Annotated in this window: 14 protein-coding genes; all 14 read right to left on the reverse strand. The window is 45.3% G+C overall.

Annotated elements, in window-relative coordinates:
• Window position 1: 1 nt before the first annotated feature.
• Window positions 2-754 (reverse strand): heme ABC transporter permease, encoded by a 753-nt coding sequence (locus AACT23_RS11500; protein ID WP_019280903.1) that lies wholly within the window; start codon window positions 752-754, stop codon window positions 2-4.
• A 111-nt stretch (window positions 755-865) separates the two neighbouring features.
• Window positions 866-1,534: a heme exporter protein CcmB gene (gene ccmB / locus AACT23_RS11505; RefSeq protein WP_013856375.1), complete on the reverse strand. Its 669-nt coding sequence runs from the start codon at window positions 1,532-1,534 to the stop codon at window positions 866-868.
• Window positions 1,531-2,154 (reverse strand): cytochrome c biogenesis heme-transporting ATPase CcmA, encoded by a 624-nt coding sequence (ccmA, locus tag AACT23_RS11510; RefSeq protein WP_026027245.1) that lies wholly within the window; start codon window positions 2,152-2,154, stop codon window positions 1,531-1,533. Before ccmA ends, ccmB begins: the two co-directional genes overlap by 4 nt.
• A 211-nt stretch (window positions 2,155-2,365) precedes the next feature.
• Window positions 2,366-2,866, reverse strand: a complete 501-nt coding sequence (locus tag AACT23_RS11515; protein WP_202598892.1) for a DUF2802 domain-containing protein — start codon at window positions 2,864-2,866, stop codon at window positions 2,366-2,368.
• Window positions 2,866-3,360: a chemotaxis protein CheW gene (locus AACT23_RS11520; RefSeq protein ID WP_013856372.1), complete on the reverse strand. Its 495-nt coding sequence runs from the start codon at window positions 3,358-3,360 to the stop codon at window positions 2,866-2,868. The genes AACT23_RS11515 and AACT23_RS11520 overlap by 1 nt, the downstream gene beginning before the upstream one ends.
• Window positions 3,361-3,400: 40 nt before the next feature.
• On the reverse strand, window positions 3,401-4,390 hold the full coding sequence (locus tag AACT23_RS11525; protein ID WP_094128997.1) for a chemotaxis protein CheW: 990 nt from the start codon (window positions 4,388-4,390) through the stop codon (window positions 3,401-3,403).
• A complete protein-coding gene (locus AACT23_RS11530) occupies window positions 4,380-5,156 on the reverse strand; it encodes a ParA family protein (protein ID WP_026027244.1) in 777 nt (258 codons plus the stop codon). Before AACT23_RS11530 ends, AACT23_RS11525 begins: the two co-directional genes overlap by 11 nt.
• A 10-nt stretch (window positions 5,157-5,166) precedes the next feature.
• On the reverse strand, window positions 5,167-6,282 hold the full coding sequence (locus tag AACT23_RS11535; RefSeq protein WP_094129000.1) for a protein-glutamate methylesterase/protein-glutamine glutaminase: 1,116 nt from the start codon (window positions 6,280-6,282) through the stop codon (window positions 5,167-5,169).
• Between the two features lie 25 nt (window positions 6,283-6,307).
• On the reverse strand, window positions 6,308-8,602 hold the full coding sequence (locus AACT23_RS11540) for a chemotaxis protein CheA (RefSeq protein WP_094129003.1): 2,295 nt from the start codon (window positions 8,600-8,602) through the stop codon (window positions 6,308-6,310).
• A 9-nt stretch (window positions 8,603-8,611) separates the two neighbouring features.
• A complete protein-coding gene (locus AACT23_RS11545; protein WP_017045236.1) occupies window positions 8,612-9,328 on the reverse strand; it encodes a protein phosphatase CheZ in 717 nt (238 codons plus the stop codon).
• A gap of 57 nt (window positions 9,329-9,385) precedes the next feature.
• Window positions 9,386-9,754 carry a chemotaxis response regulator CheY gene (gene cheY / locus AACT23_RS11550; protein ID WP_033197405.1) on the reverse strand — a complete coding sequence of 123 codons (369 nt, stop codon included), beginning with the start codon at window positions 9,752-9,754 and terminating at the stop codon, window positions 9,386-9,388.
• Window positions 9,755-9,798: 44 nt separating this feature from the next.
• The gene (locus tag AACT23_RS11555; protein ID WP_010318887.1) at window positions 9,799-10,533 is read right to left on the reverse strand and encodes an RNA polymerase sigma factor FliA; all 735 of its coding nucleotides are present in this window, start codon (window positions 10,531-10,533) and stop codon (window positions 9,799-9,801) included.
• Complete coding sequence (locus tag AACT23_RS11560; RefSeq protein WP_010318888.1) at window positions 10,526-11,413, reverse strand: MinD/ParA family protein; 888 nt, start codon at window positions 11,411-11,413, stop codon at window positions 10,526-10,528. The genes AACT23_RS11555 and AACT23_RS11560 overlap by 8 nt, the downstream gene beginning before the upstream one ends.
• 13 nt (window positions 11,414-11,426) lie before the next feature.
• Entirely contained in the window at window positions 11,427-12,914 is a 1,488-nt protein-coding gene (flhF, locus tag AACT23_RS11565) for a flagellar biosynthesis protein FlhF (RefSeq protein WP_094129006.1), read from the reverse strand.
• Window positions 12,915-12,922: the final 8 nt, after the last annotated feature.

The following is a 12,922-nucleotide window of genomic DNA, read 5'->3' on the forward strand; positions in this document are numbered from 1 at the left end:
ATCAGTTACCTTTCTGTGTTTGAAGGGTTGCCAATTCGATAACCCAAGGGCGATGGCTCTCTTTACTGATAATTTCATTGCGTAAGCGGACCATAGTGACCGCAGCAAAAAAGAAAGCAAAACCAAAAATATTGAGCAGCAATGGCCACAACATGTCACTGGATATGGAAGGCTTTTCAAATTTAGTAATCGTGGCACCTTGGTGCAGGGTATTCCACCACTCAACGGAGAAATGAATGATAGGTAGATTGATCACACCAACGATGGCCAGCAGACCTGCGGCTTTTGCGGCTGTTTTTTGATCATCGAAAGCGTGGTAAAGCGCAATCACTCCCAAATAGAGAAACAGTAAAATGAGCTCAGACGTCAGACGAGCATCCCATACCCACCAGGTACCCCACATCGGTTTGCCCCAAATTGCTCCAGTAATTAACGCAATAAACGTAAATACCGCACCGATGGGCGCCATTGCAGCAGCGGCCATGTCTGACAGTTTTAATTGCCAAACTAGACCAATGAAAGCCGCAATCGCCATCGACATATAAATGCCCATTGACCAAATGGCGGAAGGGACATGAATGTAAATGATTCTGAAGCTGTCGCCTTGTTGATAGTCTGCCGGAGCATAAGCTAAACCAAGGATATTACCGACTACCAGGCATAAGATAGCGAGCCCTGCAAACCAAGGCAGGAACTTTCCACATAGCCGATAGGCGGATTCAGGCTTTGCATAGGGATGGAGCCATTTCCACATTGTATTGTCTCACTCTTACTTCATTGCTTCTGAGCATGTGTCTGCTCAGTTTATTGTGTTGTTGATACGCAACGCTCAAATGCATTGCTGAAAATATCGTTCGTACTTAATTTAGTTAACGCTGACTCTCAATGCTGCGCTAATAGCAAATGGAGTTAATGTTATCGCGCCCATAAACATTGCCCCCAAAACAGCCAATTGACCGTTGTAGAGCATGCCAAGCGATGCTGCATCAATAGCTGATGTAGCGAAGATTAAAATCGGGATATACAAGGGTAAGACCAGTAGGCTCAGCAACACGCCACCTTTTTGCAAGCCTACGGTCAATGCAACACCAATAGCACCGATAAAACTCAACGTTGGCGTGCCAATGAACAAAGTCAATACAACTGCAAGCCACGTATTAAAATCTAATGACAATAATACGGCTAACAATGGGCTAATTAAAATTAAAGGCAGTCCAGTCAATAACCAATGAGCCACGACTTTTGAAATAACGACTATGGGTAATGGCACTGGGATCAGCATCATTTGTTCAAGTGACCCGTCTTGAAAATCATCGCGAAACAGACGCTCAAGTGATAGTAGCGCCGACAGTAACGCCGCAACCCAAACAATACCTGCAGCGATACGGGCGAGCAAAGCAGGCTCTGGGCCGATACTCAGCGGGAATAGGGTGATCACTATGATAAAAAACCACAGTGGATTAAAAATATCGGCTTGACGTCGAAAGGCGATCAATAATTCACGACGGATGATCATCCCCATGGTCACGATCATGACTCATGCCCCAATTTAATTTTTCGCAATTGCGGATAGTTAGCAAACATATCTTGGTGTGTGGTCAATACAACAATGCCACCTTGTTGCGCATGCGCTAGAAATAAGGCTTCCAACACTTTGACACCCTGCTTATCAATCGCAGTTAACGGTTCATCTAAAATCCACAACTTTTGTTGACTGAGCCACAAACGAGCCAGCGCAACTCGGCGCTGTTGTCCGGCAGAAAGCTGGCCTGCAGCCACGTCTTCTCGGCCAGCTAAACCCACTTTAGCCAAGGCTTGATATATCTCTTGAGAAGACGATTCTGCATTATGCACTGATTGATAAAAATGAAGATTCTCGAATGCCGTCAAATCGCGCTTAACCCCAGTTTGATGACCAAGAAACAGTAAATCTTGGTGGTAATCATCACGATTAGACTCAATATTCATGCCATTCCACAAAATAGAACCATCCTCTCTATCACCTAACCCGGTAATAATTCGTAGTAAGGTCGTTTTACCTGTGCCGTTCCGTCCTTCAATCTGCACCAATTCGCCAGCATGAATCACAAAGCTAAGTGCTTCAAACAGAACTCTTTCATCACGAATTGCGGTCAGGTTATTTACTTCAAGCATGTGCATCTAAATCGAGAAATTTGAGCCGCTATATTAGCACACCACACCTAAGACAAAACATAATAAGACTATTACCAGTCACGAAACTAGGTAAGAAACTGTTAATTTTTAATTATTTTCTGTCTCATTTACTACTTTATGGCTACATTTAACCACATTCAAAACTAGAGAGGGAAGCCATTGGCTTCCCTCTCTAGTTTCGCTCTTTCGACTATTTTTTTGCAGGTCGCCTCGTACTTTGCACCGGCTCGCGACCTTCCGGGTGACTACTCAGTGGCGGGATGCTTTCATGCCCTGCAATTTTCTTCTGCAAGGACATCATCAACTCAGCTTCAGCTTTAGGTAGCTCACACTCTTTAATAAGCTCATTGATGTCAGCACCGAGTTGGACCATTTTTGTCGCTCGGCTGTATAAACGCCCATCCGTATCAACATGTTCCAATTCAGTAATTCGCTCGTTTAAATGCTGGATGAGATCCTGCTGATCCGTCACTTTTTGGCCAAGACCAATAGCAACTGAGCGTATTTCCAACAGCTGTCTATTCGCCTTTTGCAACTCCTTATCTAACGATCGGGCTTGTTGTCTTTGGTGATCAATCTGTTGGGCAAGTCCCTGACGTACACGAAGTAACACCAGCAACAAAAATACAACAACAAAAACCGCGCTCCCTATAAGAATAACAGGAGCACTGAACAACATAGCTTCGCTCATTATAGGTGGACCATCTCGTCCCACTCGTCTTCAGTTAGCAGTTTATTCAGGTCAACAAGGATCAATAGCTTACCGTCACGGTTGCTCACGCCTTGGATAAACTTAGCGCTCTCATCAGTACCAACACTTGGTGTAGTATCGATTTCAGAAGAACGTAGGTAAACTACTTCCGCAACGCTATCGACTAAAATACCAATCACTTGGCGCTCAGATTCAATCACAATAATGCGTGTATTATCCGTGATTTCACCTTGCATTAAGCCAAAACGAGATCGTGTATCAATGACGGTCACAACATTACCACGTAGGTTAATGATGCCAAGAACATAATCAGGAGCACCTGGTACCGGTGCAATTTCTGTATAGCGGAGTACTTCACGTACCTGCATTACATTAATTCCGTATGTTTCTTCTTCTAGTTGGAACGTCACCCACTGAAGCACTTCGTCGTTAGACTTGTCTTTTCTTACTTCTACTTCGTTAGTCTGAGACATACCTTTTCCTCTCTAAGTCGATTCCGACATCAATGTATTATTATTTCTCTAGTGCTTTTACATCAAGCCCTGCATTAAGCATAGCTATCAATGCTTCAACATGGATCAAAGCACACATTTTTTCTTTTACCATTCCAGCAAGCCACGGCCTTTTGCCTGCCTGTTCTCGCCAGCGGACCTTCTCTGAGCTTAGCAATTCTGTACCCATAAGCTGAGTACTTGCTAACCCCCACATACTGTCACCAAGCATGACGATGTATTGATAACCTTCTTTGTAGCTATCATCATGGAGCTTTTCTGCCATTACCCATTTTGCCGTATCGACAACATCTAGCTGATTATCTTTATTCGTTTGCAGTCCAAGGTACCAAGCAGGTCGACCGATTAAATGATTGAGCGTTGCCATACGGTGGATCCCCCCAAGTTCATCAAGAGGCACCGCAAACGTCACGCCATTCACTTCAAAATAGAGCACTTGAAAATCTAGTGTTCTCGCAGTGCTTTGCCATGTACCAATTCCAGAGTAGCCCGCTTGCGTTTCAAGTTCGACTTCAGCCGTCGGTTGCTCAACCACTTCCACGTCAACAGCAAATTCTTCAACAGTGTCTGCCGCAGTCAGAATTTCAACTTCAGGTTCTGTTTCCAAGGTATCGGCGGGAATATCCCATTCTTGGATCTCTTCAACAATTTCAGTCACTGGTTGAGTTTTTAAAGCGATCTGAACGGTGTTTTGCTCCATGATCTCTTCCAGCTCTAACTCTGCCACTGGATTACTTGATTCTAGCTGGCTTAATAAGCGCTGCACATCATCTAAATTCGGCAGCTCAAACTCAACCACTTCAGCATGGTAATAACTTTTTTCCGGTACAGATTGCACCGATGTCGAAAGCGCTAACTCAGGTTCAGCAAGGGACAATTCTTTTTGCTCTTCCGCTTTCAGCTCAAGTTCAATCGCTTCTTCATCTAGTAACGCTGTAAAGTAGTCATCGAGTGCTTGTTCACTGGATAAAAATGGCCCACTACTCATCAATAGCTAGCCTCTCTAAATAAATCAGCAACTGTTTATAAGCAAAAACACCACGGCTACCTTCAGCAAAATGAGAAGCAGGCAAGCGCTTTAAACTCGCATCACGAAACTTGGTGTCTATAGGTACAGCAGAGCTCCAAACTTGCTCTGGGTAATCTTTTTTAAGTTGATTCAGCGTTTGCAAAGAAGCCCGGGTTCGCTTGTCGTACATAGTCGGTACGATAGTCACTTTAAACGATCGACTACGAGATTTTTGCATGATGGCTAAGGTGCGAATCATCCTTTCGAGCCCTTTCATAGCCAGAAACTCAGTCTGCACTGGAATTAAGATACGATCGCTGGCGGCCAATGCATTAACCATCATTACACCTAAGATTGGAGGACAGTCGATCAATACGTAGTCATAATTATGGCGCAATGCAAGAAGCGCACGTTTCAAAATCAGCCCCATTCCACTGCGGTTGCCCATGACTCTATCTAAAGTGGCTAGAGACATATGGGCAGGGATGAGATCAATGCCTTCAACATCGGTTTTTAGGATAAGAGGGGTAACGCTTTGCTCTGTTAACTCACGTTGCTGAAATAGGTCAAACAGGCTGACGGGCACGCCATCAGAATCATAACCTAAGTATGTAGTAAGCGAGGCGTGAGGGTCAGTATCGACCAACAGCACTCTTTTGCCTTGCTGACTTAGCAAACCAGCAAGCGTAATCGTTGTGGTTGTTTTACCCACACCGCCTTTTTGGTTTGCAATACTCCATACAATCATTGAACTTCCTTTATGCGAGGCCAACTTCAACTAACATTCGTTCTGATATACGCTCTAACGGTAAATCTTCAGACGAGATCCCCGCTTTTGCGACAGCTTGCGGCATGCCATACACCACGCAACTTTCTTCATCCTGAGCCCAAATGGTTGCCCCTGCGGCTTGTAACATTCGAGCCCCTTCACGACCATCGGCTCCCATACCAGTCAATATCATTGACAGCACTTTATCTGCATAGATCTTCGCCGCAGAACCGAATGTTATATCAACACACGGCTTATAATTCATACGTTCACCACCATCGATAATGCGCAATTTTGCACTACCCGGACGGCCCTCAATCATCATCTGTTTACCACCCGGAGCCAAGTAAGCAACGCCTGGGCGCAATGCATCGCCATCTTCTGCTTCTTTCACTTCAATTTTACACAGTGAGTTGAGCCGGTTTGCAAATGCAGCAGTGAAGGTGGCAGGCATGTGTTGAATGAGTACGATCGGATGCGGATAATTCGCAGGTAACTTCGTCAATATTTTTTGTAACGCAACCGGGCCCCCTGTAGAGGTACCGATAGCGGTCAACTGATATTTTTTACCTGTAGCTTTAAAGCGAGCCAATGTGCCCATTGATTTCGGCACAGGGGAACTCGCCGTTGTAGCCGCTGTTCTATTGGCAAACGGCGACGATGTGCTCGGCGCTGGGCGTGAAACCAAAGGTCTTCTCAGCATCCCTTTTTTCGACGCGATTTGAATAACCCGTTGTTGTAATAAAGCGACAGCCTCATCACGGTTACGGGCAATATCTTCAAACTTTTTCGGTAAGAAATCTAACGCTCCAGCATCTAAAGCATCTAGCGTTGCTTTGGCACCATCATGAGTCAGCGATGAGAACATCAAGATTGGGATCGGGTTCGCAGCCATAATTTCACGGACAGCAGTAATGCCATCCATAACTGGCATCTCAATATCCATTGTGATGACATCAGGCTTTAAGATTCTCGCTTTTTCTACGGCTTCTTTACCGTTAGTTGCAACATCAATCACTTCTAGACGGGTGTCAGAGTTAATAATTTCACTCACACGCCGTCTAAAAAAGCTCGAATCATCAACGACTAATACTCTAATCGCCATGGGTGTCCTTATATTGTGTGCTCATTTAAATGCGGGAAGCAGCAGCATACTGCTTAAGCAAATCTGGCACATCTAGTATTAGTGCAATATGTCCATCGCTGGTAATCGTTGCCCCAGCCATACCCGGTGTTTTTTGAAGAAGCTTATCTAGTGGTTTGATTACCACTTCTTCTTGGCCAATTAAGGTATCAACCACAAAACCAACTCGCTGGCTACCAATCTGAACAATAACAACATGTCCATGACCTTTACGCAGTTCTATTTTACCCGCTTTAGGTGCTAGCCAATTCTGTAAGTAGAAGAGTGGTATCGATTTTTTACGTACTATGATGGTCAGTTGTCCATCAACGACGTTCGTCCGGCTAAGATCAAGATGGAAGATTTCATTCACGCTCGCAAGCGGTAGAGCAAATGGATGCCCTGCGACCCCAACCATCAATGTCGGTAAGATAGCGAGTGTTAGCGGCACTTTGATCGTAATCTTAGTCCCTTTGCCCATCTCAGAATCGATGTCAATTGAACCATTGAGTGTATTGATGGCTGTTTTTACAACATCCATCCCAACACCACGACCAGAAATGTCTGAAATTTGCTCTTTACTGGAGAATCCCGCCATAAAGATTAAGTTAAAACACTCTTTATTGGAGAGACGCGACGCCGCATCTTCATCCATCATGCCTCGTTTAACCGCAATACTACGCAGCTTATCTGGGTCCATACCGCCGCCATCATCGACGATAGCTAGCTCAATATGATCACCTTCTTGCGAAGCTGAGAGTATGATTTTACCCGTGCTTGGCTTTCCAGATTTGCTACGCACATCAGGCATTTCAATGCCGTGGTCAACTGAGTTACGCACTAAGTGGATCAATGGGTCTGCAAGCGCTTCGACCAAGTTTTTATCAAGGTCTGTTTCTTCACCGCGCATTTCAAGCACGATGTCTTTTTTCAGGGTACGTGCAAGGTCTCGAACCACGCGAGGGAAACGACCGAACACTTTCTTAATCGGTTGCATGCGCGTTTTCATGACAGCGCCTTGCAAATCCGCAGTAACTACATCAAGGTTAGCCACCGCTTTTGCCATCTCTTCGTCGTTGCTATTAAGCCCTAAACTCAGCAAGCGGTTACGCACTAGCACCAATTCGCCAATCATGTTCATAATGATGTCGAGCGTTGATGTATCAACACGGACTGTTGTTTCCGGCTGAGTTTGCGCTTTTTTAGCCACAGCAGGTGCTGATACTTCTTTTTTCTCAGCCACTGCAACCGGAGCTTTCGCCGGGGAAGAGGCGGCTGGAGCCGTTACTTTAGGCTGAGGAGCAGGTGTAGGTTTCGCCGCTTCAGCTTTCGGTTTTGCGGTCTCTGTTGGTTTTACAGGCTCTGCTGGCTTCACATTTTCAGAAGCAGGTCTGGTTGCCATTTCCAACTCTTCTGGCAATGGCCCTTTTCCTGAGCCATGCAGTTCGTCAAGAAGCTTTTCAAACTCCTCGTCCGTCATCAAATCATCGCCACCACCAGCAGAAGCTTTAGGTGCCGCTGTTGATTTAGGCGGAGTAGTTGGTTTCGCTGTCACCTCAGGAGCGGGTTCAACGGTTGGAGCTTTGCCTACGCCGTGCAGTTCATCAAGCAGCTTTTCAAATTCGTCATCCGTAATGTCACCACTAGCAGCCACTGATGCACTTGGGGCTTTAGGCGCTGGGGTCGCTGGTGCGGCATTTTCAGAATGAGCATTAGGCGCGGTGCCCTTGCCATGTAATTCGTCTAACAGTTTTTCAAATTCATCTTGCGTGATTTCATCGATAGAATTTGACGCGACAGCCTTTGAGGCCACTGGTTGAATGACTTCCGGTTCAGGCGCTTCGATAGCGGCCTCTTCCTCGACTTCAACTTCAGCAATAACAGGCTCTACTTCGTCAATTTCATCTTCAGAAGCAGGACGACACAATTTATGAAGTTCATCGAGTAGAGCGGGATCTGCAGGCTCTAAGGGTTCTTGATCTTGAACAGCGCGAAACTGTGCGTTAACGGTGTCTAAAGCTCGTAACATCGTATCCATCAAGCTCGATGTTACACTTCTTTGGCCATTGCGTAAGATATCAAATACGTTCTCGGCACCGTGGCACGTCTCAACCAGCTCGGTGAGTGCAAGAAACCCGGCCCCACCTTTAACGGTATGGAAACCGCGGAAAATCGCATTTAATAACTCCCTGTCTTCGGGGTTGTTCTCAAGTTCAACCAATTGCTCTGAGAGCAATTCGAGAATTTCACCTGCTTCAACCAAAAAGTCCTGAAGAATGTCGTCGTCTAATTCGTAGCTCATACGTTACCCCTAAAAACCAAGACTCGATAACAAATCATCGACTTCGTCTTGAGATGAAACCGCATCGGCTCTTTCATGAGGGTTCAAAATAGGACCTTCAGGTTCGATAGATGGGTTCTTCTTGTCTGTTTTTTGTTCTATTTGGTTAGCCCCAAAGGCAGTGAGAATCTCAACTAGGCGTTTCTCAACTTCATTAACCAGCGTAATAACACGCCGAATTATTTGGCCAGTGAGATCTTGAAAGTCTTGAGCCATCAATATCTCAGTTAGCTGACCTCGCAATTCGCTGCTGTTGCCTTCAACTTGTGATAGTAGATCATCAATACGGTGACAAAGTGCTTTAAACTCAATGAGATCAATACGTCCATGCATCAACTCATTCCATTGTGGACGCACTTTTAACAGACCTTCGTGAAGGCTGTCAGCGATCGGCATACATCGATCCACTGCATCCATTGTTTTATTCGCAGCCACTTCCGTTTTATCAATTACGTATTGAAGACGATCCCTTGCATCTGGAATTTCGTCATTTGCAATCTCAGCCATCCGTTCATCAAGGTTGAACTGTTTGAGCGATTCATGCAGTTCCCTTGTCAAAGTGCCTATTTCTTGCAGCATTGGATTGCTTGCTTTGTCGTAGGTCTCTTTAAAGAGTTGATTCGCCTGATCTTGCTGTCCATTTTCCAGTAGCTGAACGAGTTCTTTTGCTTGTTCTAATGAAATCATCGATTAGCCTTTTCGCGCATAAATGAATAGAGCACCTTTTGTCTGTGACCACACGCTTTATAAACGCTCGAAAATTTTATCCAGTTTTTCTTTAAGCGTAGCAGCAGTAAAAGGTTTTACGATATAACCATTCACACCTGCTTGAGCAGCCTCGATGATTTGTTCGCGTTTTGCTTCTGCGGTGATCATCAGAACAGGCAGATGCTTAAGTTCTGCATCTGCTCGGATATTTTTCAACAAATCGATGCCTTGCATGCCCGGCATATTCCAGTCTGTAACCACAAACTCAAAATCACCTTTCTTTAGCATAGGCAACGCTGTCAGGCCATCATCTGCTTCTTGGGTATTATTGAAGCCCAAATCACGAAGTAGATTCTTAACAATACGGCGCATTGTTGAAAAGTCGTCAACAATAAGGATCTTCATGTTTTTATTCAAAATTGCCTCCACTGAGCTCGAAATCAGTGATATTAGTCATTTTGCGTCCAAGAACTTAACTTCGTTCTTAGTCGCTGCATAGATTGGCTTAGTATCTGGCTAACGCGGGATTCGCTAACACCTAGAACTTCACCAATTTCTTTTAAGTTTAGCTCTTCATCATAATAGAGCGAAAGTACCAAAGCTTCACGTTCTGGAAGTGATTTTATTGATTCAACCAATGCTTTACGAAACGATTCATCGGCGACTCCCTTAAATGGCGAGTTGTCTTCATCGTCATCCAGAGGAGAAATTGCATCATCAGAAATACCTAAATCTTCGATTCCGACAATCCGTGAGCAATTAATGTCAGTTAATACAGTATGGTACTGATCCAGCGACATGCCTAAATACTTCGCAACTTCTGTATCAGTTGGGTTTCGGTTTAGCTCACCTTCTAGAACTGAAATTGCATGGGTTATCTCTCGGTTGTGTTTATGAACCGAGCGTGGAACCCAATCACCACGCCGAATATCGTCAAGCATAGCTCCACGAATTCGAATTCCTGCGTAGGTTTCAAAGCTTGCACCTTTACTCCCATCATAATTTTTTTGTGCTTCAAGTAGGCCTATCATACCGGCTTGTATTAGATCTTCGACCAATACGTTTGGTGGCAGGCGACCTGCTAAATGGTGTGCAATACGCTTAACCAATACAGAGTATTTTTCTAAAAATGCTTGTTGGCTCTTTAGGTTTCCGTGTTGGTCATAAGTAAGCGCTTTATTCACCGAATGGTTCCCCTACACTTTCTGTTCTATTTAGCAAACGCTCGACAAAAAATTCCAGATGGCCTGTCGGCGTTCTTGGAATTGGCCACGTTAACGCTTTACTTGCCAACGAGCTGATTGCCAGTGCCGCAGGTGACCGTGGAAACGCATCGACCACTATTTTTTGTTTTTTTACTGCTTGTCGCACTTTATCATCCAAAGGTATGCAAGCAACAAGTTCAAGGCTCACATTTAGGAATCTTTCTGTCACTAAAGTTAATTTAGCAAATAATTCCCGTCCTTCACGATAACTTCTCACCATATTGGCCACAATTTTAAAACGTTGCACTTGGTGTTCACGACTTAAGAGCTTGATCAGCGCGTAAGCGTCGGTGATGGATGTCGGTTCGTCACATACCACGATCACTACATCTTGTGCGGCGCGACAGAAGCTCACGACCATATCAGAAATACCTGCGGCTGTATCGATGAGCAGAATATCCATCTCATCTTCTAAACTGCCAAAGGCGCGTATTAAACCAACATGTTGGGCGTGTGACAACTCTGTCATCGACTGTGTGCCCGAGGTCGCTGGAATTATTCGTATCCCAAAAGGTCCCTCGACGATGGCATCTTTCAGTTCACACTCGCCAGCCAGTACATGCCCTAAGTTTCGCTTCGGGCGTATGCCAAGCATAACATCCACGTTAGCTAAACCTAAGTCTGCATCCAACACCATGACTTTTTTGCCTTGACGAGCCATGCAGATCGCCATGCCGAGTGTCACGTGAGATTTACCCACACCACCTTTACCACCAGTCACAGATATGACTTTGGTCAGTGACGGTTGAGTTAAGCGGCGTAAACCGCTCGCTTGGTCATATATCATATTATTCGCCATATTTGTCCGCCGCCTAGAATCTCTCGGAGTCGCTGCTCCAATAGTGAGGTTCATTCTCTGTCGACTTCTCTAGCAATTCGTTTGCCTTTGCAACCATGTACTTCGGCTGGGCAATCACAATATCTTCTGGTACACGCTGGCCATTCGCGATGTAAGCAACGGGCAGTGCGTTTTGAACCACGACACTCACAAATTCCCCTAAGCTCAATGACTCATCAAGCTTAGTCATAATGCACCCTGAAAGAGGGATCCTTCTAAAGTGCTCGATTGTTTCTTGTAATACTTTTCTTTGTGCCGTTGCAGGCAGAACAAGGTAACTGTGGATGATTTCGCCACTCTCTTGCATCAGGGTATCGAGCTGCTCTGATAACCGAACATCACGCTGCCCCATCCCCGCGGTATCAACTAAAATTAAACGCCGATTTCTTAGCTGATATATTACATCGGCTAACTCACTGGAATCTTTAGCAACTCTTACTGGACAACCCATGATTCGGCCATAAATAGAGAGCTGTTCATGAGCACCAATACGGTAGGTATCTGTGGTGACTAGAGCGACGTTATCAGCGCCATACTCCATAGCGGCACGAGCGGCTAGTTTAGCAATGGTGGTGGTTTTACCAACCCCTGTAGGGCCTAATAGCGCAACCACACCACCACGTTTCAGAATATCTTGTTTGGAAACAGGGACTTGATCAGCCACTAAGCCAAGCAGTGCCTTCCAAGCTTTAGTTGGAGCAGTATCTTCTGGGATATAACACGCAAGCTGGTCAGCCAGTTCTTGTGAAACCCCCATGCGCTCAAGTCTTTTAATGAGCATGGCACGCAAAGGCTCTCGACGCTCAACTTCTTGCCACATTAATCCTGAAACTTGATGTTCTAACAAGCGGCGTATTGAGGTCATCTCTTCACGCATGTTTTCCAGCTCTGGGTTCGAAACACTCGCCTCTTGCGTTGGGTAACGATCATAACGCGACGGATCTAGCTTCGGCGTTTGACGGGTGGACGCTCTTCTATCCTCTGCAATTAACTTCGCTAATGGCGAATCGGCTCGTAACTCTGCACTACCGTGTCCTGAGTTGGTGTTAGATGAACCCGATTGACGTTGCAATAATGCAGAGAGCGAATCTTCATTTTCGGCGTGATAGTCCGAATCTGAGCCACTTGGTGCGCTGTACTGCTTTAACATATTTGCAAAACGTTTGGTCATTGAACGCCCAGAATCTGCGCTGTTTTGCAGGCTGACTCGATCATCATCCAACTCACGAGAGGATTTGTTCAAAGACGGGGTGACTTGGGTGTAACCTTGTTGTCTAGGCTGCGAATTATAGCGCTTGGCACTGTTTTGCTGGGTGGGCTGTTCACCATCCACAGCGGCAACGATTTCCACACCACCCGCGACTTTTTTATTCGACATGATCACCGCTTCCGCACCAAGCTCTTCTTTCACTTGCAGCAGCGCTGTTCGCATATCTTTGGCAAAAAATCGTTTTATTTTCAAAGCAGATA

The sequence above is a fragment of the Vibrio sp. V09_P4A23P171 genome (assembly GCF_963875615.1).
GTDB lineage: Bacteria > Pseudomonadota > Gammaproteobacteria > Enterobacterales > Vibrionaceae > Vibrio > Vibrio anguillarum.